We start from the raw sequence: 22,004 nt of genomic DNA on the forward strand, positions 1-22,004 counted from the left end.
TTTCCTCTGCGGCCATTTTGCGGTTTCATAGCGGGCGGCGGACCGCTATAGGACGCACGGTTTTTCCCAAAGCAAGGACCGAAAGCATGGCCAACGTGGTTGTCGTGGGCGCCCAATGGGGTGACGAGGGCAAAGGCAAGATCGTGGATTGGCTGAGCGAGCGCGCCGATGTGGTGGCCCGCTTTCAGGGCGGCCATAACGCGGGCCATACGCTGGTTATCGGCAACAGCGTTTACAAACTCAGCCTGCTGCCCTCGGGCGTGGTGCGCGGCAAGCTCAGCGTCATCGGCAACGGCGTCGTGCTGGACCCCTGGCATCTGGAGGCGGAGATTGCCAAGCTGGGCGGGCAGGGCGTGAACATCACCCCCGACAACCTGCTGATCGCAGAGAACACCTCGCTGATCCTTCCCCTTCATGGCGAATTGGACCGTGCCCGCGAAGGCGCGGTCGGCGTGGCCAAGATCGGCACCACCGGGCGGGGCATTGGCCCGGCATATGAGGACAAAGTGGGCCGCCGTGCCATTCGTGTGGCCGATCTGGCCGATGCGGCGACGCTTGAAACCCGCGTTGACCGCCTGCTGGCGCACCATGATGCGCTGCGCAAGGGGCTGGGGCTGGACCCCATTGATCGTGCGGGCCTGATCGCCGCGTTGCAGGCGATTGCGCCCAAGGTGCTGCCCTTTGCCGCCCCGGTGTGGAAGGTGCTGACCGAGGCGCGCCGCGCGGGCAAACGCATCCTGTTCGAAGGGGCGCAAGGCGCGCTGCTGGATGTCGATTTCGGCACCTATCCCTATGTCACCTCGTCCAACACCCTTGCCGGGCAGGCCGCAACCGGCGTGGGCCTTGGGCCGACCGCGATCGATTTCGTGCTGGGGATCGTGAAGGCCTATACCACCCGCGTCGGCGAAGGCCCGTTCCCGGCCGAGCTGTTTGATGAAGATGGCGAGCGTCTGGGCACCCGTGGCCATGAATTCGGCACCGTCACGGGCCGCAAACGCCGCTGCGGCTGGTTCGATGCGGTTCTGGTGCGCCAGACCTGCGCCACCAGCGGCGTGTCGGGCATCGCGCTGACCAAGCTGGATGTGCTGGACGGGTTCAAGACGCTGAAGATCTGCGTCGGCTACATGCTGGACGGCAAGCAGATGGATTATCTGCCCACCGCCGCCAATGAGCAGGCCCGTTGCACACCCATCTATGAAGAGATGGAAGGGTGGAGCGAATCGACCGCAGGCGCGCGCAGCTGGGCGCAACTGCCCGGTGCCGCGATCAAATACGTTCGCCGGATTGAAGAGCTGATCCAGTGTCCCGTCGCCCTGCTGTCCACCAGCCCCGAGCGTGACGACACCATCCTTGTCACCGACCCCTTCGCGGATTGAGCCGGTGGCGCTGGCTTACAAAACCCGAAAGCGGCTGGCCCTGCTGATTCTGCTGGTGGGGCTGCCCGCCTATATCGTGGTGGCGGTCACAGTGGTGAACTGGCTGAACCGCCCGCCGATTCTGGTTGAGCTGGGGGTTTATGTCGGCCTTGGCTTCCTGTGGGCGCTGCCGTTCAAGGCGGTGTTCAAGGGCATCGGCCAGCCTGACCCCGACAATCGAGAGCCATAACGTCGCGCGCCATAAAAAAGGCGGGCCAACCCCAGGGTCGGCCCGCCTTTCAGGCTGATCGTGGCAGCGTCAGCCGGCGATCTTTTTCGCCTCGGTCAACAATGAGGAATGTTCGGTCATCGCGAACTGGTTGTGGCCAACCTTTGCGATACGACCGTCACGCAGCAACTGACCAAAACCGCGCAGAATGTCATCGCGGCTGGCACCGGCACCGCCCGGCAGGCCGGCGATCTGCCGCAGGATCAGCGGGCGGGGAAACTCTGGTCGGTTGAGCACCGTGGCACAATAAGCGCCAGCCGCCTCGATCAGATCAGCCAGATTTTCAGCGCCCAGACGTTCGGCGAAATCGGTAAAGTTCTCGCCTTCGACGAACAGGTTTTCGGCCGAAACCTCTGCACCCAGGTCATCGGCATCCTCATCATCCAGCAGGTCGTTCTGGACGGGAGCAGCCACAGGCGGCAACGTGCGCGGGGCGGCCGCGGCAGCCGAGCCGGGGGCCACACGGCGCGGGCGCACCGGAACGACCAGACCCGCCGAAGGGGCGGCGGGGGTGGTCGAGGCCACAGTCAGCGAAGCGGTTGATGCGCTGCTGCGTGGACGGTCGATGCGCTGTTCCGACACCAGAACCAGCGGGGTCAGCCGCTCTCCGGCCTTGGGTTCGACCCGCGCGGGGCGGACCACCTGTTCCAGATCGGCGCGATAGGCCTCTTGGCGGGTGGGGGCAGCCGACAGATCGGCACCGGCCATCTTGCGTTCCGCCTCATTCGCGACAACGGCGGCTTTCATATGCGACAGCGCGGCCTGACGGCGGCGGCTGTCTTCATCATCCATCGCGGTGTTGGCATGGGCCAGCAGGCGATCAACGTCCTGATCCTTTTCGGTGCTATCCAGGTTCTTGCGCGGCGCGGGCGTTGCCACTTCGGCCACAGCAGCGGCGGCAGGTTCCGCATCGACCGAGAATTCCGCAGTCAGGGCGGCAAGCTCTGCCTGAAGCGCCGCTTCGGCCTCTGCCGACAAGAGCGAGCTGACAGGAGCCGCGGTTTCTGACACCACCTCGGCATCTTGCGGCGCATCATCGGTACGGCGGATACGGATAACACGGGCACGGGCGCGTTGCAGCTTTTCGGTAACCGGATCGGGTGAGGCTGCGGAAACCTCGGTCGGTTCCAGCGCGCTTTCGGTTCCGGCGACCATATCGTCGTCTGCCAGATCATCATGGGCCAGAACGATGGCATCGTCGTTCAGGGCGGGCACGGCGTCATACTCTGCCTTGCGGTCCAGTTCGGCCAGCAGCGCCTCTTCGTCCTGATCGAACGGATCGGGTGCAGGGCCTTCCTCAATCGCTTCAACCGGCGCGGCGGTTTCGACGGCAAGGGGGGCACCGTCAACTTCGGCCAGGTCGATTTCATCGTCCCAGTCGTCATCGGCGAACTCATTCACCCAAGCATCGGCCTCGACCTCGACCTCAATGGCCTCATCCATGGTCGCGTCTTCTGCAGCAAGCTCGGCATTAAGGGCCGAAATCATGGCCGCCTCAGCGTCATGGTTTTGATCGGTCGTTTGAATATGCGCCTCTGTGACCGTTTCAACGGCGGTGGCTTCGTCTTCATAGTCTTCGTCAAGCAGCAGATCGGCGGGCGACGCCTCAACCGCAGGGGCGCCAAGTTCGGCGTTCAGAGAAGCAAGCAGCGCTTCGGTCTCTTGCACGGGGTCAACCGCAACGGGTTGTTCCTCAATCTCATCGGTAGCCGCTTCGATGGCGACGTTTTCAATCTGCGCAACCTCTGCCGGGGCCGCAGCGGAAAGCTCGGCACCAAGTGCCAGAATCACCGCATCATCCGAGGCTTCGGTGACGACGGGAGCTTCCGCTTCCGTCACGGCTTCAACGGCGGGCTCCGCCACAATCTCCGGCACCTCAGCCAAGGCATCGGGAACCGATTCGGCGACCGACTCGGGCAGCACATCCGCCACGGCAATCGCCGGGACATCAAGCTCTGGCTCATCCTCGGGCAGGTGATCCTCAGCCATTGCCAGCGAGGGGATATCGGCCTGCACCTCGGCTGTGGCGGTGCTATCGGCAAGCAAGGCTTGCAGCGTATCCGCGCCCTCTTCCTCATAGGGATCGGCAGGCAGGACCATGGGTTCGACCACGGCGGGGGCGGCGGCACGCATCCGGCGCAGGCGCTCTGCTGCGGTTTCCGCCTGCACCGGCGCAGGGGTATAGCTTGGGGGTGGCGGCGGGGCAGCCACAACCGGCAGGGGCGAAACCTGATCCCCGGCGCGCAAAACAACCCCGTTGTCCTGCACCTTCGCCTCAACCCGGCGCTGAATTTCACGCTCTGCAATACGGTGCAGCATGGCTGCATCGGGCTGCGGAGGCTCTGCCCCGAAGTATCTGTCATCGGCGGCAAGGTCACGGAAATATTCCGCAATGGCCTTCATCGTCGAGAAGGGTTCATCAAACCCCTCCAACGTGCACGAAAAGGTGCCGTACGATACAGTTAGGATCTTGCTTGCGCCGATCATCGGTGCATCCCTCTACCAGTCACTGGCCCGACCTTCGCCGCGTTCCTGTTCGAATCCATGGACAGACGAGGGTAATTTAGTGGATTGATTGTGTCCCATGAACCGTTTCTTTGCCTCAATTCGATGAACAGTCCGTCAATACACGCCCCGATTGTCGAAACTACGGCCGGAGTCATCCTTGCAGGCGGCGCGCCGTTTTCGGCCGCACTTCTGGCACGGGCGCAGGGCTATGCCGATGAAATCATTGCGGCCGATGGTGGGGCTGATCGCCTTTTGCGGCTGGGGGTGACCCCACGCGCGGTGATTGGCGATCTGGATTCGATTTCGGCAGCGGCACGGGCGCGCCTGTCGGACCGACTGTTTCCGATCTCCGAACAGGTCACGACTGATTTCGACAAGGCTCTGCGTTCGGTCATGGCCCCCTATGTGCTGGCGCTGGGGTTTCAGGGCGCACGGCTGGACCATGGGCTGGCGGTCCTGAACACGCTGGTCCGCTATGCCGACCGGCGGGTTCTGGTGCTTGGTCCGCGGGACGTGACCTTTCACGCCCCGGGGCGGCTGAAACTGACCCTGCCGATCGGCACCCGTCTGTCGCTGTTCCCTATGGCGGCGGTGACGGGGCGCAGCACCGGGCTGCGCTGGCCGATTGATGGGCTGGAGTTTGCGCCAGACGGAATGATCGGCACCTCCAACGAGGTGTCAGAGGCGGTGGTGCGGCTAGAGTTTGACGGGCCGGGGATGCTGGTGATCCTGCCGGTCAGACAGCTTCCGGCAGTTCTGATGTCACTTTGCCCGCCGTGATCCGCTCTCGCCAGATCACATACAGCCCCGAGGCGACGATGATCGCGATGCCAACCCAGGTCAGCGCATTGGGGAAATCGCCGAAAATCGCATAGCCGACGGCAACGGCGGTGACGATCTCCAGATAGTGGATCGGGGCAAGGGTCGAAGCCGGGGCGTATTTCAGCGCGAAGGTCATGCACATATGGCTGACCGCGGCCCAGAATCCCACGCCGAACAGCCACAGCCACGCCCAGCCCTGGGGCATCACCGGGTCCAGCGTGGGCAGGCCCGAGCCGTTGAACAGGATCATCGCAGGCAAGCACATCGCCGCCCCCGCGACAGAGGTGTGCAGTTGCTGGATCACCGGATGCACGTCGCCCGCAATTGCGCGCGTCACCAGCATATAGGCGGCAAAGCTGAACGCCGTCATCAGCGGGAACAGTGCCACAAGGCCAAAGGCCGCCAGCGAGGGCTGGATCACCAAAAGGCAGCCGACAAAACCGATGACCGAAGCGATGATCCGGCGCGGCCCGATATGGTCGCCGAAAATCAGATGGCCCAGGATCAGCAGGATGAACGGCTCGACAAACACGATGGCCAGCGCATCGGCAATCGCCATGACCTGCACTGCCGCAACAAAGCCGTAGGTCGAGACGATCAGGAACAGCGCCCGCAAAACGATCAGCCAAAGTACCCGTCCAGGTGCGTGCCACGAAAGCCCCATCATCAGTGCCACCGGCACCATCAGCGCGCCCTGCACAAGAAACCGCGCAGCGGTGATCTGGCCGACGGGGATGGTTGCCGTGGCGAGTTTCGAGGCGGCGTCGAGGAGCGGCGCCAGGGTGCAGAAGGCAAGCATCAGAAGGATGCCGGGAAGAATGCGGTCCTGGGTCATGCAAGGGTCATACCCGCCCAATTGCCGCACGGCCCGCCTGAAAACGACGTCCTGTTCCGAGAGTGCCAAACGGGGCGGCGGGCTTCGGGGGCATCGAGCCCCCGCGCCCGCGCTGCCGCTGCTCTTCAGCCCGACGCCGGCGCGGGTTGAAAGGTTGGATGCCTCCGGCGGGAGTATTTGAAGAAGGGCAAATGCGAAAGGTTTTCTTAACCTTGTTCGGCGAAGCTCGACTCACGGCACAGGGGGGAGCCCCGATGGCCGTGAAGGGCAAGTCGCCCCGGTCACGAGGAAAGCTCTTCCTGAGCATCTTGAGTGGTGTCGCTGGCCGGGGCGCAACCTGACTTGCTCTTGCCCTTCTGGAAATACTCCACGGGGTGCGGGGGTGTGAAACCCCCGCCGCTGTCAGGTCAACCTGCGTGCCGTCTCAGCAGTTCGGTACGTTGACGGCCAGACCGCCAAGGCTGGTTTCCTTGTATTTCTCATGCATGTCATGGCCGGTCTGGCGCATGGTTTCGATGCAGGCATCAAGGGAAACCAGATGCACGCCGTCGCCGCGCAGGGCAAGGCTGGCGGCCGAAACCGCCTTGATTGCGCCAAGGCCGTTCCTTTCGATGCAAGGCACCTGCACCAGACCTTTGACCGGATCGCAGGTCATGCCCAGATGATGTTCCAGCGCGATTTCGGCGGCGTTTTCCACCTGCATCACCGTGCCGCCCATCACCGCACAGAGGCCCGCCGCTGACATCGCGGCGGCACTGCCGACCTCTGCCTGACAGCCGCATTCCGCGCCCGAGATCGAGGCGTTGTGCTTGCACAGGCCCCCGACGGCGGCGGCGGTCAGCAGGAAATCCCCAACGCGGCTGGCGCTCGCGCCGGGCACATGATCCAGCCAATAGCGGATGGTGGCGGGCAGCACACCCGCAGCACCGTTGGTGGGGGCGGTCACAACCTGGCCACCTGCGGCGTTTTCCTCATTCACCGCCATCGCATAAAGCGACATCCAGTCATTGATCGTATGGGGCGGGGTCTGGTTCAGCCCGCGTTCGGCCATCAGCGCATCATGGATGCCCTTGGCACGGCGGCGCACCTTCAATCCGCCGGGCAGGATGCCTTCGCCCACCATGCCGCGCGAAATGCAGGCGTTCATCACCTCCCACAGCCGGGAAAGGCCCTTGTCGATCTCGGCCTTGGTGCGGAACTTCAGCTCATTTGCCAGCTTCATCTGCGCGATCGTCAGGCCCGAGGATTTGGCCATAGCCAGCATCTCGTCCGCCGTCTCGAACGGATAGGGCACATCGGCCTTGGCCCGCGCCTTGCCAGCCCCGGCATCAGCCAGTTCGGCGGCGGTCAGCACGAAGCCGCCGCCAATGGAGTAATAGGTTTCCTGCAAGATCACGTCGCCTTGGGCATCGGTTGCCTTCAGGATCATGCCATTGGCATGGCCGGGCAGGGCAGGGCCGAAATCGAAAGTCAGGTCTTTCTTGGGGTCAAAGGCCAGCGGCGGTAGGCCGGGCACGGTGATGGTATGCGTTTCGGCAATCGCCGCCAGCGCCGCTTCGGCCTTTTCGGCGTCATAACTGGCGGGTTCAAACCCGGCGAGGCCAAGAATGGTCGCGCGGTCCGTCGCATGGCCCACGCCGGTAAAGGCCAGCGAGCCGTGGAGCGACGCCCGCAGCCCATGAAAATGAAAGGGCGAGGCGCGCAGCGTATCGAGGAATTTTCCTGCGGCGACCATCGGTCCCATGGTGTGCGACGAAGACGGGCCGACGCCCACCTTGAACATATCGAAAACGGAAAGGAACATGGGGGCCTCAGGCGGGTTCGGTGAAGGGACGGGGGCCAAGGCCCTCGGCTGCGGCGACAGATTGGGCGGCAGGTCGGGTATCAAGATAGGCGGCAACCGCGTGCAATGCCGGATAGTCCGGCAGGTTCACGCGGCGCGGATCATCTGCCGCGAAAGAGCCAAGCCAGCGCAGCAGCATGGAAAGGTAATAGCCCAGCACCGTCGGTTGTTCCGCCGACAGCCATTGTGGCTTGCGCGCCGCCGCAGCCTCCACCGCCGCCAGCAGGGTCGAGATGCGGTCCCGCGAGGCGGCGATGACGGCCTGTTCGTTCGCGGCCCCCGCGGCGCGGTCGGGATAGAACAGATTCAAGAGGTGCGGATGCAGGTTGGTCGAGGTGAAGAACAGCCACTTCAGGAAATCGGCACGCCCGGCGCTGTCGGGGGCCGGGGCAAGGCCAGATTGCGGCGCGCGGTCGGCCAGCCACAGCAAGATTGCGGCAGTTTCGAACATCGTACCGTCGGGGGTATCAAGCGCCGGGATCAGGCCCAGGGGGTGCAGGGCACGGTAATCGGGCGATTGCAGCGCGCCGCCGGTGCGGTCCAGCACCCGCACCTCATGGGGCAGGCCCAGTTCCTCTAGGATCATCCGCACCGCCATCGATGCGGAGTCGGGGGAAGAATGTAGCCGCAGCATGGTGTCCTCCTGTTCGCGCGCCGATCATGGAGCGGAAGGCGCGCCGACAACAGGCGAAAAACGACACATCTGATGCGCCGCCGCCGCTCAGACCGTTGCCGCGAAATCCCACAGCAGTTTCAGGTTCAGCGCGATGATCACCACTGCAATCACGATGGCCAGCGCCACCAGCCAAAGCGGTGCCCGCAAGGGCCCCATCTTGGCGCGGTCGGCGGTGAACAGGACCAGTGGCACCACGGCAAACGGCAGTTGCAGCGACAGGACGACCTGGGTCAGGATCAGCAACTCACCCATCCCCTCGCTGCCATAAAGCAGCGTCACCCCGGCGGCGGGCAGAATGGCAAGGCCGCGCGTGATCAGACGGCGGATCCAGGGCGCAAGGCGGATGCGCAGGAACCCCTCCATCACGGCTTGCCCCGCAAGTGTGGCCGTCACGGTTGAATTCAACCCGCAGGCCAGCAGCGCAATGGCAAACAGCGACGGCGCGATGGTTGCCCCCAGCAAGGGGCCGATGATGCGGTGCGCCTCGCCCAGATCGGAGACATTGGTCTGGCCGGTGGAATGGAACGAGGCTGCGGCAAGGATCAGGATCGAGGCATTGACCAGAAGCGCGAACATCAGCGCGACAGTGCTGTCGATGGTGGCGAATTTCAGCGCCTGGCGCTTTTCTGGCAGGGTCTCGCCCCAGGCGCGGGTCTGCACGATGGCGGAATGCAGGTAAAGGTTGTGGGGCATCACGGTTGCGCCAAGGATACCCAGCGCCAGGTACAGCATCTCGGGGTTCTTCACGATCTCGACCGTTGGCGCAAAGCCAAGGATCACGGCCCCCCAATCAGGATCGGCCAGCGCGATCTGGATGGCAAAGCTGGCGGCGATCACCCCCAAAAGAGTGATGACAAAGGCCTCCAGCTTACGAAAGCCGCGCCGTTGCAGCCACAGGATGATGAACACATCCAGCGCGGTGATGATCACCCCCAGCTCCAAGGGCACGCCAAACAGCAGGTTCAGGCCAATCGCGGTGCCGATCACCTCGGCGATGTCGGTGGCGATGATGGCGATCTCGGCCAGAACCCACAGCGGCATGGAAACCCACCGTGGCCAGGCATCGCGGCAGGCCTGTGCCAGATCGCGCCCCGTGGCCACCGCCAGCCGCGCCGCCAAGGATTGCAGCACGATTGCCATCAGGTTCGACACCAGCGCGACAGTCAGCAGCGTATAGCCGAACTTTGACCCGCCCGCCAGCGAGGTGGCCCAGTTGCCGGGGTCCATATAGCCCACCGCCACCATATAGCCGGGGCCGACAAAGGCCAGAAACCGCTTCCAGACCGACCCGCTGACGCGGACACTGCGGTTGACCTCGGCCAAAGGGGCCTCGCCGCGCGATGTGGCAAAGCCGGCAAGGAAGGATTGATCGGGGTGCTGCATGATGTCCTGCAATTGCGAATTATTCGCAATGTAAATAACTTGGGTCAATCGTCAAGCCCGGATACGGAATTTGCCGTTCCCCCGCGCGCAGGCCCGCCCTATAAGCAGCCATGCCCGTAAAGGAGTTGCCCATGCCAGCCGACCTTTCCCCCATTGATACCGCCAAATTCGTCGCGGCCAAACGTGCGGTGGACTATGTTCAGGATGGTATGAAGGTGGGCCTTGGCACCGGATCGACCGCTGCATGGATGGTGCGCTGCCTGGCCGAGCGCATCCGCCAAGACGGGCTGCGCGTCACTGGCGTGCCAACCTCGACCCGCACGGCGGAACTGGCGCGGCAACTGGGCATTCCGGTCACCAGCCTTGACGATGCCAAATGGCTGGACCTGACCATCGACGGTGCCGATGAATTCGACCCCCAACTTGCGCTGATCAAGGGCGGTGGGGCGGCGCTGTTGCAGGAAAAGATCGTGGCGACGGCATCGGACCAGATGATCGTCATCGCCGATGCCGCGAAAGAGGTCGCCCAACTGGGCGCCTTCCCCCTGCCGGTCGAGATCATTCCCTTTGGCTGGCAGACCACCAAGGCCCTGATCGAAGAGCTGCTGGTCGGCATGGATGTGCTGCACCGCGATGTGACCCTGCGGATGAACGGCGACAAGCCGCTTTTGACCGACGAGGCGAATTACATCGTCGATCTGCATCTGAAACGCATCGGCAACCCGCGCCAATTGTCGCTGGTACTGAACCAGATTCCAGGCGTGGTCGAAAACGGCCTGTTCATCGATATCTGCGATATCGTCATCATCGGCCACGGCGATGGCCGCGTTGTCGTACGAGATATCAACGCTGGCACCGAAGTGGATGAGCGCATTCACTTGGTGCCCAGCGACAATATCTTTACCGATCTTGGCGACTGAAGGGTTGCGCAATATAGCGCGATCCCTACCTGCATTTGCACCTTTCCAAATACTCCACGGGGGTGGGGGTGTGAAAACCCCGCTGCCGACATCTGCCACAGGAGACTGCCATGACCCAGTTCGACTATGACCTTTTCGTCATCGGCGGCGGCTCTGGCGGGGTGCGCGCGGCACGGATCGCTGCGGCCGAGGGCGGCGTGCGCGTCGGGCTGGCCGAGGAAAGCCGCATGGGCGGCACCTGCGTCATCCGGGGCTGCGTGCCGAAAAAGATCATGGTAAACGCTTCGGCCTTTCCGCATCTGGTACAGGACGCCCGCGCCTATGGCTGGGATGCGCGGATCGGCGAGTTCGACTGGTCGCGTTTTCGTGGTCAGCTAGAGGCAGAGCTGGACCGTTTGGAAGGCGCCTATCGCGGCACGCTGAAAAATGCCGGTGTCACGATTCACGACGCGCGCGCCACCGTGGTTGATGCCCATACCGTTGTGCTGTCCACTGGCGAGCGTTTTACGACCAAGCATATCCTGATCGCCACCGGCGGCTGGCCCTTCGTGCCCGATGTGCCGGGCCGCGAGCTGGCCGTCACCTCGAATGAGATGTTCCATCTGGATCAACTTCCCCGCCGCGCGCTGATCGTCGGCGGCGGCTTCATCGCCTGCGAATTTGCGGGCATCCTCAATGGCCTCGGCGTGCAGGTCACCCAATGGTATCGGGGCGAACAGATCCTGCGCGGCTTTGATGACGAGGCGCGCGGCCATGTTGCCAAGGCGATGATCGCCCAAGGCATCGACATTCGGGTGAACACCGATGTCGCCCGGCTGGACCGGACTGAAACCGGCATCCGCGCCACCGCGCTGGATGGGGCCACGACCGAATATGACCTTGTGCTTTACGCCACGGGCCGCAAGCCCAACACCGCCGGTCTGGGGCTGGAAGGTGTGGGCGTCGCACTTGACCGCGATGGCGCGGTCAAGGTGGATGACTGGTCGCAAACCGCCGTCCCCTCGATCTATGCGGTGGGCGATGTGACCAACCGGGTGAACCTGACCCCGGTCGCCATCCGCGAGGGCCATGCCTTTGCCTATACCGTCTTTCGCGGTGTGCCGACGAAGTTTGAACACAAGTCCATCGCCAGCGCCGTCTTTACCCAGCCGGAACTGGGCACCGTTGGCCTGACCGAAGAGGAAGCCAAGGCGCAAGGTCCGGTGGAGGTCTATTCCGCCACCTTCCGCCCGATGAAAACCCTGTTCGCGGGTCGCGAAGACCGGATGCTGATGAAGCTCTTGGTCAGCCAGACCACGCGCAAGGTGCTGGGCTGCCACATCGTCGGCGAAGGTGCCGGCGAGATGATTCAGCTTGCCGCCGTTGCGATTTCGATGGGTGCGACCAAGGAAGATTTTGACCGCACCGTTGCGGTTCACCCCACGGCGGCGGAAGAATTGGTGACGATGCGCAAGCCCAGCCGCGTCGTTTAAGGCAGGGTGCGACACGTCGCCCGGCAGCGAAGTTGCGCAGAGCGCTTGATTTTCCGCCCGATGTGCCCAATTCAGGGCTAGGAAACGACAAGGAAGGACAGTGGATGGCTGGCAGCGGAGGCCCATGGGGCGGTGGCGGCGGTTCGGGCGACGATGATCGCGACAACGGCGGCGACCGGGGCGGGCGCGATGATGGCCGTCGCAATGGCGGACGTCGGCCGGGCGAAGGCCCCCAGATCCCCGAGATCGACGAGCTGATGAAGCGCGGCACCGAACACCTGCGTGTGCTGATGGGCGGTCGCGGCGGACGCCCTACCCCTCCTGGTGCGGGCGGTGGGCCTCAAGGCCCGATGGTCACCCGTCAGGGCGTTATGCTGGGTATCCTCGCGGCCATCGGCCTGTGGGGCTATATGTCGTTCTATACGGTCAAGCCCGAAGAACGCTCGGTCGAGCTGATGCTGGGCAAGTTTTCTTCCGTGGGCAATCCGGGCCTGAACTTTGCGCCCTGGCCGTTCGTGTCGGCCACCAAGGTGCCGGTCAATCTGGAACAGACCACCGATATCGGCAACGGATCGGCGGGCGAAAATGACACCGGGCTGATGCTGACGCGCGACCAGAACATCGTGGATATCGAATTCCAGGTGGTGTGGAACATTTCGGACCCGGCGAAATACCTGTTCAACCTTGCCGATCCCGCCGACACGATCCGCGCGGTTTCGGAAAGTGCGATGCGTGACATTATCGCCCGGTCTGAACTGGCACCGATCCTGAACCGCGACCGGGGGCGGATTGCTTCTGACCTGCGGGCGGCGGTGCAATCGACGCTGGATACCTATGACAGCGGCATCAACGTGGTGCGGGTCAACCTGGCCAAGGCCGACCCCCCGCGCGAGGTGATCGACAGTTTCCGTCAGGTGCAGGCCGCCCAGCAGGAACGCGACCGGCTGGAGAAAGAGGCCGATGCCTATGCCAACCGCGTCACCGCAGGGTCGCGCGGTCAGGCCGCCCAGTTGATCGAAGAGGCCGAGGCCTACCGCGCCCAGGCCGTCAATGACGCGCAGGGCGAGGCCAGCCGGTTCAGCGCCGTTTATCAGGAATACGTCAAGGCACCCGAGGTGACCCGCAAGCGGATGTATCTGGAAACCATGGAAAAGGTGTTGGGCGGCATGAACAAGGTGCTGCTTGATGGTCCGGCAGGCGGGCAGGGGTCGGGCGTCGTGCCCTATCTGCCGCTGAACGAGCTGATCAAACCCATGCCTGCCCCGGCCACCGGAGGGTCCAACTGATGCGGTCCGTTTTCCTGATTCCCGCCGCCGTGATCGTGGTGGCCGTGGCGCTGTCTTCGGTGTTCATAGTTGACGAGCGTGAACGTGCGCTGGTGCTGCAATTCGGGCAGGTCAAGCAAGAGGTCTCGCAACCCGGCCTCGGCTTCAAGATCCCGTTCATTCAAGAGGTGGTCACCTATGAGGACCGCATCCTTGGCTTGCCGACCCAGCCGATCGAAGTGACGCCCTCGGATGACCGCCGTCTGGTGGTTGATGCCTTTGCCCGCTGGCGGATCACCAATCTGGTCGAATTCCGCGAAGCTGTGGGTGCCGGCGGCGAGGCGCAGGCGCGCATGCGGCTGGACAGCATCATCACCGCCGCCATCCGCGAAGTTCTGGGCACCGTACCTTCGACCTCGGTTCTGTCCGAAGATCGCCAGTCGCTGATGAACCAGATCCGCGACCTTGCCCGGCGCGAGGCGGCGGGGTTGGGTGTCGAGGTGATCGACGTTCGCCTGACCCGCACCGATCTGCCGGTCCAGAACCTTGAAGCCACCTTTGCCCGCATGCGGGCCGAGCGCGAGCGCGAGGCGGCGGACGAGATCGGTCGCGGTAACGAAGCGGCGCAGCGCGTGCGCGCGGCAGCCGACCGCAGCAGGGTTGAAGTGACCTCTGACGCGCAGAAAAAGGCCGAGGTGATCCGGGGTGAGGCTGATGCCGAACGCAACCGGATCTACGCCGATGCCTTTGGCAAAGACCCGGAGTTCTTTGCCTTTACCCGGTCGCTGACCGCGTATGAACGGGCGTTGCAGGGGGGCAATACCTCTGTTGTGATCACCCCGGATTCGGCGTTCTTCGACTATCTGAACGGCGAGGGTGGCCGGCCTGCGGGTACGCCTGCACCATGAGTTGGCTGGCCCTTGGCTTGGGCCTTGTTCTTGTGATCGAGGGGCTGGTGCTTGCACTGGCCCCTTCGCGTATCGAGGACATGCTGGCCACGATTGCGGCCCTTGGCCGTGATCAACGCCGAGTGCTGGGCCTTGTCGCTGTGGCGGCGGGGGTGGGCATTGTTGGGCTGGTGCGGGCTTTCGGCGGCTGAAACCGCAGCACAGTCAGGGGGGCGGGCGCCGATCTTGGCTACCCCAAGGCAATCGTCGCCATGGGCGCGACTGGGCGAAGTGTTACAATCGATCACGGTCGCCGGGTCTGCCATTCACAAGCGATTGACGGCTTTTGAACGGGCTTGCATTGCGCATCGCCATGCTGTGGTGATCTATGGGCATAGAATATGTGGGGCCGGTATTGTGCCCCCGGTGATACCGAAAAGGAGTTCGGACGTGCTGAACCGTTCCTCTGTTTCTGCCCCGATCCCGGCCTATGCCGCGATCCCAGGCAAAGCCCCGCGCAAGGCGCGCGGGCGACTGATGATGGCGGCGGCGCTTGGCCTGTCGCTGGCGTTGTCGCCAGCGGTGATGGCGCCGGTCTATGCCCGTGGCGCACCGGAAAGTTTTGCCGATCTGGCCGAACAGGTCAGCCCGTCGGTGGTGATGATCACCACCACAGCCGTTGTGGCCGCGCCAACCGATGGCGGACCCGTCGTGCCCAAAGGCTCGCCCTTTGAAGAGTTCTTCAAGGATTTCGGCCCCGATGGTCAGGGCCAGCAGGAACCGCAACGGGAACAGGCGTTGGGGTCTGGCTTTGTGATCTCTGCCGATGGCTATATCGTCACCAACAACCATGTGATCGAGGGCGCCGATCAGATCGAGGTGCAGACCTTTGATGGCAAGCGCCTTTCGGCCAAGCTGGTCGGCACCGACACCAAGACCGACATCGCCCTGCTGAAAGTGGACAGCAAGGAACAGCTGACTTTTGTGCCCTTTGGCAACAGCGATACGATGCGCGTCGGCGATTGGGTGATGGCGGTGGGCAACCCGCTGGGGCAGGGCTTCTCGGTTTCCGCAGGCATCGTTTCGGCCCGTGGGCGCGAGCTGTCGGGCAGTTATGATGATTTCCTGCAAACCGATGCGGCGATCAACAAGGGCAACTCTGGCGGGCCGCTGTTCAACACGGACGGGCAGGTTATTGGTGTGAACACCGCTATCCTGTCGCCAACGGGCGGCTCTATCGGGATCGGCTTCTCGATGTCGTCGAATGTGGTGTCGAAGGTGGTCGATCAGCTCAAGCAGTTCGGCGAGACGCGCCGGGGCTGGCTGGGCGTTAAGATTCAGGACGTGACGCCGGATGTGGCCGAAGCGATGGGTCTGGCCGCCGACAAGGGCGCGCTGATCACCGATGTGCCCGATGGTCCGGCCAAGGCGGCGGGGCTGAAGGCGGGTGATGTGATCACCACCTTCAACGGTCACGAGGTCAAGACCGTGCGTGACCTGACCCGTACCGTGGCCGACAGCCCGATTGGCGAAGAAGTGCCGGTGATCGTTATGCGCGACGGCAAGCTGGAAACCATCGCCGTAAAACTGGGCCGCCGCGAAGAAGCCGAGGCCGAAGTGGTGCCTGCCAAGCAAAGCGAACCCGGCAAACCCGCAGAGCCGCAAAAGCTGGAGGTTCTGGGCCTGACGCTGGAGCCGGTAACCGCCGACATGGCCAAGCAGATGAACCTGCCCGCCGATACGCAAGGTCTGGTCGTGACCCATGTTGATGCCGTGTCGGATGCGGCGGGCAAGGGCGTTTCGCCGGGCGACATCGTGGTCGAGGCCGGCCAGCGCCCGGTGGCCCTGCTGAAGGATCTGGAGGACCGGATCGCAGAAGCCAAGGATGCAGGCCGCAAGTCGCTGTTGCTGTTGGTGCGTCGTGATGGTGACCCGCGCTTCGTGGCGCTGGCAATCGAATAAACCCGCATTATTTGCGGTCAGCGGGGGCCTTCTGGCCCCCGCAGTTCATTCAGAACGCTTCGGTGATCGTCGCGCAGAATTTCCGAAGGTATTTTGCCGATTGAATCGTGAGGATGGGCGATCACCTCTAGCCACATCAACAGCCGGACAAGGCCCCATGGCCCCCAGCGCCACAATGGGCGACAGGCGTCACAGCCGGTCGATGTCCACGGCGATCAGGCCCAGTTCCTTGGCCGCGGCCAGTGACAGGCGGGGGGAATCAAGTCCGCGGTCGGCCTGAAACCGGCGTACTGCCTCGGCTGTGGTGGCGTCATAGCTGCCAGAGATTGCAGCGCCAAACAGCCCCCGTGCCTTAAGGGCGCGTTGCAGGCTGGCGACGAAGGCCACATCCATCTGCGGCGGACAGGGTGCGCGGAACCAGACATCCTGCCGGTCCTGCACGATGTGCTGTGCAGTTTCGCTGCGAAAGGTGGCGGGCGCGGTGATCTGGCCCGCCGCATCGCGCATCTCTGGCGAGACGATGACTTGCTCGGTCACGGTTTCGATCACGGCGGGGGTGGTATCCTTGTCCCAGCAGGCACCGTCGGGGCCTTTGGGCGCGGTTTCGCCCGGCACCAGTTCAATCCGCAGATCGGCGCGGCCCGGACCATCGGGCGATGCCCCGGCGCAAGCCGACAGCGCCAGTGCGCCCGCGAACAGCAGCGCCCGGCCGCTTTGCCAATGTGATGCCATACTGCCCGCCTCTTATGCCGGTTCTGCCTGCGGCTTGATTGGCGCCACCATAGCGGCAAGCGGCTGGGCAGGAAAGGGAAGCCCTTCGCCCCCTCTGGCAAAACGGGCGCGGGGCGGTTATGTCCTGTGGCAACAGGATTTCGGGGACGAAAATGGCGAAGATCACCTACGTTGAGTTCGGCGGCAAAGAGCATGTGGTGGACGTGGCGAATGGCCTGACTGTGATGGAAGGCGCGCGCGACAACGGCATTCCGGGCATCGAGGCCGATTGCGGTGGCGCCTGTGCCTGTTCGACCTGCCATGTCTATGTCGCGGCGGATTGGGTTGAAAAGCTGCCCAAGAAAGACGCGATGGAAGAGGACATGCTGGATTTCGCCTGGAACCCCGATCCGGTCCGTTCGCGCCTGACCTGCCAGATCAAGGTGACGGCGGCGCTGGACGGTCTTCGCGTCGAAATGCCCGAAAAGCAGATCTGATCAGGCGAACTATTTATCACCATTGTCTGGCGTGAAACCTGCGATAAGCTGCACAAATAGGCTTATCGCAAGGTTTTTTCATGCAGGCTCCTTCTATCCGCCCCGGTGGGCACCTTCCTTCGACCGACGGCGACATCAATCTTTACATCAATGCCGAGGCGCAGGCCCAACCGTGGTTTCAGGCCAACCGGCGGGTGATATTTGTCAACGGCATGGACAACACCCCGCAAGACCATGTGGAAAGCGCGACGGCGCTGTCCTTGTTGCAGGGATGTCCGGTGGTTGGCGTATTCAACAAGTCTGATGGAAAATGGGCCGATCTGGGCCAGTGCGTGGCTGACAAGGTGCGGATGATGCCGGTGCAGGCCGGGGGCGACCGCAACAGTTTTGAAGGCTGGGCCATGGCGACCGAGGCATTGTACCAACTGGCCCGACGCGCGGCCCCCATGGTGCAGAAAACTGATTTCGTCGCTTCGATGATCGACGGCAATGCCGCGGCACTGGCCGTTTACGGATTGTTGGCCGGCGCGGGCGGGCTGAATCCGCTGCGCACGCCGGTATATTGCCACAGCCAAGGCAACCTGATCACATCGAACGCGCTGACCGCAGTGGCGCTGGCGCTTGGGCCAGCGTCGATTGCGGGGATGGAGGTGAACAGCTTTGGTTCGCCCTGTCGGTTCTGGCCGCCGGGTATTCGGCGCACCAATAACGCGTTTACCTTTGATCCGATCACCTGGTTGGACCTGTCAGCCGACATGAGCAGCAGCAAGGTCGGCTTTGTCGCAGGCCACGGTTTCAAGCTTTACATGCAGAAGGATGCCGAATTCGTCGTCAACCGCTTTCGCTTTGGAGCCTTTGGCACGACGATGGATATGGACGAGGAAGGGCTGGCAAAATTCCTTGTTTCGCTGGGGCCCAACCCGCAACGGCTGCGGCCGATCTTTGAACGACTGCGCGACATGCACCAGACCGACAGCGACGATGTGGCGCTGGCCTATGTGCAGGCGGCCCCAAAGCCGGTGTTGCAGGCGTTGAAACGGGCTGATCCCGGAGTGATCAAACTGTTGATCGACCTGTTGAAATCTGGCTGGACGGCCGATGACGAAAAGCGCGCGATTGCGGTGCTGGAAGGGCTTTAATTCGTCTTACGGTTCGGGATGAACGGCAAGGGCGCCACGGGCACGCCGTCTTCCAACAGTTTGCGCGCCTCATCCGGGCGGGCCTCGCCATAGATCGCGCGGGTGGGGGCATCGCCATCGTGCATGGCGCGGGCCTCGGCGGCAAAGCCAAGGCCGACATATTCGGAATTCTCTTCAACCTGACGGCGCAGCGCGGCCATTGCCGCCTCTACCTCGGATTGCGGCTGGCCAAGGGCGGGCCGATCCTGCCCCTGCGTGACGGCGGGGGCCATCAGCGCCTTGGTGACCGAACTTTCACCGCACAAGCTGCAAGACACATGGCCCGAAGCCTGCAACACATCAAACGCCGCCGCCGACTGGAACCAGCTTTCAAAGTTGTGCCCCTTGGCACATCTGAGCGTGTAGCGGATCATCCCTGTAACCTATGCGGTAAACAGGAAAGTTCAAGCCACCGCAGGCTCAATATCCAGCAGCACGGGCAGGGCCATCAACAGGCCGCGCAGTTCCGGTTCTGCCACAAGTCGCGCCGCCTTGCTGTACTTGAACCATTTGCGGCTGCGCATCTTGTCTTCGGGGTATTTGCGCTTCAGCTCTCCGACCCGCAGCGAATAGACTGCAACCCGGCAGGGCAGGCTTTGCCCCGGTTTCAGCACCTTGTCATAGCCAAAGGTGCCAACACTGTCTTCGGCAACATCGCCCTTCACTCCGGCCTCTTCCCAAGCCTCTTGCTGGGCGGTTGAAGCGGGGCATTTATCCAGCATCGGCCAACCCTTCGGGATGACCCAACGCCCCGTGTCGCGGCTGGTGATCAACAACACCTCTACCTTGCCGCGGTGCATCCGCCAGCAGATAGCCCCGTATTGAACGGGGCAGGTCGCCCCGTCTGCGGGCGTATGAGTGAAGTCTTTGGGCACTGGTACGCCTGTACTTGGGCTGGGTAACTCCAGCACTGGTTTTCCTTATTTTGTAGGCTTTCTTGTGAAGCGCAAGTGTCGAATACCCGACCTTTTGGCGATTTAGCGACATTTGTTGCATATGGATTGAGAAACGGGCAGCGAACACTACCATATGCTGCATGACCAGGCAGGCGCATATCGGACCCTTGATGATTGCCAGCGGCATTTACCGCCGGTCAAGCTATGGTGGCTTGCATCCCTTGCGGGTGCCACGCGTTTCTACCGTGGTGGATCTGGCGCGGGCGCTTGGCTGGTTGCCTGCCGAACGCTACCGGCAAAGCCCGCGCGCCAAGGCGGCGGCGCTGACCGCATGGCACAGCGCCGACTATATCGCTGCCTTGCAGTCGGCCGAGGCAAGCGGAGAGGCCACGCCGGAAATGCGGGCGCGGTACGGGTTGGGCACCGTGGCGAACCCGATCTTTCCGCAGGTCTTTTCGCGCCCTGCCACCGGGGCGGGTGGCATTCTGCTGGCGGCAGAGATGCTGGGCCATGCGGCGTCGGGTGCAGTCCATGTACCGGGTGGCGGCACCCATCACGGCATGCCCGACCGCGCCAACGGCTTTTGCTATCTGAATGACCCGGTGCTTGGCATTCTGCGGCTGAAGGCACTGGGGATGGCGCGGATTGCCTATGTTGATATCGACGCCCATCACTGCGACGGGGTAGAGTTTGCCTTTGCAGGTGACCCGGCGGTGCGGCTGATCTCGGTCCATGAAGAGGGGCGCTGGCCGTTCACCGGGCGGTTGGGCGATGACGGCGGCGGGAATGCGTTCAACCTGCCGGTCCCGCGTGGCCTGAACGATACCGAGTTGCGGGTGGTGCTGGAAGGGCTGATCGGCCCGCGCGTCGCGGAATTCGCGCCCGATGTCATCGTGTTGCAGGCAGGGGCCGATTCGTTGCTTGAAGACCCGCTGTCACGTCTGGCCCTGTCGAACACCGCTTATCTGGCAGTTTTGGCCGCCCTTCGCCCGCTTGCACCACGGTTTCTGCTGCTGGGTGGTGGTGGCTATAACCCGTGGAGTGTGGGGCGCTGCTGGACGGCACTTTGGGGCACCTTGTCGGGGCAAGAGATGCCAGACCGTCTGCCACTGGAAGCCTCCGAGGTGCTGCGCGCGCTGTCATGGATGGGCGGTGCCCGCCCGCCGCCGGCGCCTGCGATGCTGAGCACGCTGGTCGATGCGCCGCGCGAGGGCCCGGTGCGGCCTGAGGTGCAGGAGCGGCTGCGCAGCCTGGCACTGCGCCCCGGCTGATCTTAGCCCCCGGGCGTCTGGCCCGCCATCGCGCGCAGGATTGCCGCGATGATCGCCTCGCCCCCGGTCTGGGGGGCCAATGTGGCTTTGGCCCGCGCGGCCAGATCGGCCTGCCGCTCTGCCGTCAGGCTGAGCAGGGCTGCGCCCAGATCCTGCGCCCGTGCCACGCGGATCGCGGCCCCCGCCCGGTCCAGCGCGCCAAAGGGCGCGGCGTTGTTCGACACATCCGGCCCGTGCAAGATGGCACAGCCCGCCCGCGCCGGTTCCCACGGGGTATGGCCCCCCTTGGGTGCAAAGGTGCCGCCTATCAGGCAGGCCCCGGCCATGGCATACCAGGCGGGCATCTCTCCCAGCGTGTCGGCCAGATGGACCGGGGTGTCCGCTGCGGGAACCTGACCTTTCGACCTTGTGGCAAAAGGAATACCGCGCGCCGCCAGCAGGGTCTGCACCTCTTCGCTGCGGCGGGGGTGGCGGGGGGCCAGGATCAGATGATCAAAGGTGTCGCGGGCCGCCAGAAACCCGTCCAGCGCGATGGCCTCCTCGCCCTCATGGGTTGAGGCGGCCAGCAGAACCCGGTCGCGCGGCCACGGCGGCGCAAAGGGCAGGGCGGCGGCCTGCCCTCCGGCCTGAGCCTTTAACGCCAGCACCGGCCCCGCCGCCTGCGGGTCCAGCCCCAGCGCCAGAAACCGCGTGCGCGATGCGTCATCCTGCGCCGAAAGCCAATCCACCCGCGCCAACATGCCGCCGATCAACCCGCGCAAGCGGCCCCAGCGCGCCGCGGATCGTTCCGACATGCGCGCCCCGATCACCAGCACCGGCACCCCGCGCCGATGCGCTGCCGCGATACGAGAGGGCCACAGCTCATTTTCCACGATCACCAGCGCCTGTGGTTCCCAGATATCCAGCACCCGCCCCGCTGCGCCTGCGGCATCCAGCGGGGCCAGCGCCGCCACCACACCCGGCAGACCCCAACCCGCCACCATCGCCCGGCCTGTCAGGCTGTTGGCGGTGACCAGCAGTTGCACCCCCGGTCGCGCCTTGATCAACCGCTCCACCACCCAGCGGGCCGAAGTCAGCTCTCCGTTCGACGCACCATGCAGCCACAGGCGCGGGCCAAGGCCAGGCGGCGGCACTTGTCCCAGCCGCTGCCACACCCCGCCGCGCAGGGCGGCAAAGCCCAGCAGAACCGGCAGCAGAACCGCCATGATCAGTTGATAAATAACCATGCCCCAGC

Annotated in this window: 20 protein-coding genes and 1 pseudogene; 12 read left to right on the plus strand and 9 right to left on the minus strand. The window is 63.9% G+C overall.

What is annotated here, in order from left to right:
• The first annotated feature begins 86 nt into the window (after positions 1–86).
• Together JI744_RS04695 and JI744_RS04700 are read left to right on the plus strand one after the other, a co-directional pair.
• Positions 87–1,376 (plus strand): adenylosuccinate synthase, encoded by a 1,290-nt coding sequence (locus JI744_RS04695; RefSeq protein ID WP_202658534.1) that lies wholly within the window; start codon positions 87–89, stop codon positions 1,374–1,376.
• A 4-nt stretch (positions 1,377–1,380) separates the two neighbouring features.
• Entirely contained in the window at positions 1,381–1,605 is a 225-nt protein-coding gene (locus JI744_RS04700; protein ID WP_202658782.1) for a DUF2842 domain-containing protein, read from the plus strand.
• 69 nt (positions 1,606–1,674) lie between these two features.
• Here the strand turns inward: JI744_RS04700 and JI744_RS04705 are convergent, their stop codons facing one another.
• Positions 1,675–4,131, minus strand: coding sequence for a hypothetical protein (locus tag JI744_RS04705; protein ID WP_202658535.1), 2,457 nt, complete (start codon positions 4,129–4,131; stop codon positions 1,675–1,677).
• Positions 4,132–4,254: 123 nt separating this feature from the next.
• Between JI744_RS04705 and JI744_RS04710 the strand changes: the two genes are divergently transcribed.
• Complete coding sequence (locus JI744_RS04710; protein WP_236019254.1) at positions 4,255–4,932, plus strand: thiamine diphosphokinase; 678 nt, start codon at positions 4,255–4,257, stop codon at positions 4,930–4,932.
• Here the strand turns inward: JI744_RS04710 and JI744_RS04715 are convergent.
• The 4 genes from JI744_RS04715 to JI744_RS04730 all read right to left on the minus strand — a co-directional run bounded on the left by JI744_RS04715 (position 4,889) and on the right by JI744_RS04730 (position 9,711).
• Complete coding sequence (locus JI744_RS04715; protein ID WP_202658536.1) at positions 4,889–5,809, minus strand: DMT family transporter; 921 nt, start codon at positions 5,807–5,809, stop codon at positions 4,889–4,891. The genes JI744_RS04710 and JI744_RS04715 overlap by 44 nt on opposite strands.
• A 424-nt stretch (positions 5,810–6,233) precedes the next feature.
• Complete coding sequence (locus JI744_RS04720; RefSeq protein WP_202658537.1) at positions 6,234–7,613, minus strand: L-serine ammonia-lyase; 1,380 nt, start codon at positions 7,611–7,613, stop codon at positions 6,234–6,236.
• Between the two features lie 7 nt (positions 7,614–7,620).
• Positions 7,621–8,286, minus strand: coding sequence for a glutathione S-transferase family protein (locus JI744_RS04725; RefSeq protein WP_202658538.1), 666 nt, complete (start codon positions 8,284–8,286; stop codon positions 7,621–7,623).
• An 87-nt stretch (positions 8,287–8,373) separates the two neighbouring features.
• Positions 8,374–9,711 (minus strand): Nramp family divalent metal transporter, encoded by a 1,338-nt coding sequence (locus JI744_RS04730; RefSeq protein WP_202658539.1) that lies wholly within the window; start codon positions 9,709–9,711, stop codon positions 8,374–8,376.
• 131 nt (positions 9,712–9,842) lie between these two features.
• Here JI744_RS04730 and rpiA point away from each other — a divergent pair, with 131 nt between their 5' ends.
• The 6 genes and pseudogenes from rpiA to JI744_RS04760 all read left to right on the plus strand — a co-directional run bounded on the left by rpiA (position 9,843) and on the right by JI744_RS04760 (position 16,217).
• Positions 9,843–10,631: a ribose-5-phosphate isomerase RpiA gene (rpiA, locus tag JI744_RS04735; RefSeq protein ID WP_202658540.1), complete on the plus strand. Its 789-nt coding sequence runs from the start codon at positions 9,843–9,845 to the stop codon at positions 10,629–10,631.
• A 110-nt stretch (positions 10,632–10,741) separates the two neighbouring features.
• Positions 10,742–12,103 carry a glutathione-disulfide reductase gene (gene gor / locus JI744_RS04740; protein WP_202658541.1) on the plus strand — a complete coding sequence of 454 codons (1,362 nt, stop codon included), beginning with the start codon at positions 10,742–10,744 and terminating at the stop codon, positions 12,101–12,103.
• A gap of 104 nt (positions 12,104–12,207) precedes the next feature.
• Positions 12,208–13,389: an FtsH protease activity modulator HflK gene (hflK, locus tag JI744_RS04745; protein WP_202658542.1), complete on the plus strand. Its 1,182-nt coding sequence runs from the start codon at positions 12,208–12,210 to the stop codon at positions 13,387–13,389.
• A pseudogene (gene hflC, locus JI744_RS04750) lies at positions 13,389–14,273 on the plus strand (protease modulator HflC); the annotation flags it as partial. The gene hflK and the pseudogene hflC, both read left to right, overlap by 1 nt.
• On the plus strand, positions 14,273–14,467 hold the full coding sequence (locus JI744_RS04755; protein ID WP_202658543.1) for a DUF2065 domain-containing protein: 195 nt from the start codon (positions 14,273–14,275) through the stop codon (positions 14,465–14,467). The pseudogene hflC and the gene JI744_RS04755, both read left to right, overlap by 1 nt.
• 325 nt (positions 14,468–14,792) lie before the next feature.
• A complete protein-coding gene (locus JI744_RS04760; protein ID WP_202658785.1) occupies positions 14,793–16,217 on the plus strand; it encodes a DegQ family serine endoprotease in 1,425 nt (474 codons plus the stop codon).
• Positions 16,218–16,406: 189 nt separating this feature from the next.
• Here JI744_RS04760 and JI744_RS04765 read toward each other — a convergent pair whose 3' ends face one another.
• A complete protein-coding gene (locus tag JI744_RS04765; RefSeq protein WP_202658544.1) occupies positions 16,407–16,949 on the minus strand; it encodes a peptidoglycan-binding domain-containing protein in 543 nt (180 codons plus the stop codon).
• A gap of 152 nt (positions 16,950–17,101) precedes the next feature.
• Between JI744_RS04765 and JI744_RS04770 the strand changes: the two genes are divergently transcribed.
• Positions 17,102–17,425: a 2Fe-2S iron-sulfur cluster-binding protein gene (locus tag JI744_RS04770; RefSeq protein WP_202658545.1), complete on the plus strand. Its 324-nt coding sequence runs from the start codon at positions 17,102–17,104 to the stop codon at positions 17,423–17,425.
• An 80-nt stretch (positions 17,426–17,505) separates the two neighbouring features.
• A complete protein-coding gene (locus JI744_RS04775) occupies positions 17,506–18,564 on the plus strand; it encodes a hypothetical protein (protein WP_202658546.1) in 1,059 nt (352 codons plus the stop codon).
• Here JI744_RS04775 and JI744_RS04780 read toward each other — a convergent pair.
• Positions 18,561–18,977, minus strand: coding sequence for a DUF1178 family protein (locus JI744_RS04780; RefSeq protein WP_202658547.1), 417 nt, complete (start codon positions 18,975–18,977; stop codon positions 18,561–18,563). The genes JI744_RS04775 and JI744_RS04780 overlap by 4 nt on opposite strands.
• A gap of 30 nt (positions 18,978–19,007) precedes the next feature.
• Positions 19,008–19,478, minus strand: a complete 471-nt coding sequence (locus tag JI744_RS04785) for an NUDIX hydrolase (RefSeq protein WP_328756864.1) — start codon at positions 19,476–19,478, stop codon at positions 19,008–19,010.
• 161 nt (positions 19,479–19,639) lie between these two features.
• On the opposite strand from JI744_RS04785, the gene JI744_RS04790 reads away from it, so the two are divergent.
• Positions 19,640–20,770: an acetoin utilization protein AcuC gene (locus tag JI744_RS04790; RefSeq protein ID WP_202658549.1), complete on the plus strand. Its 1,131-nt coding sequence runs from the start codon at positions 19,640–19,642 to the stop codon at positions 20,768–20,770.
• Between the two features lie 2 nt (positions 20,771–20,772).
• Here the strand turns inward: JI744_RS04790 and JI744_RS04795 are convergent, their stop codons facing one another.
• Positions 20,773–21,996 (minus strand): 3-deoxy-D-manno-octulosonic acid transferase, encoded by a 1,224-nt coding sequence (locus tag JI744_RS04795; protein WP_202658550.1) that lies wholly within the window; start codon positions 21,994–21,996, stop codon positions 20,773–20,775.
• Positions 21,997–22,004 lie beyond the last annotated feature (8 nt).

Source organism: Fuscibacter oryzae, from assembly GCF_016765795.1.
Taxonomy (GTDB): domain Bacteria; phylum Pseudomonadota; class Alphaproteobacteria; order Rhodobacterales; family Rhodobacteraceae; genus Fuscibacter; species Fuscibacter oryzae.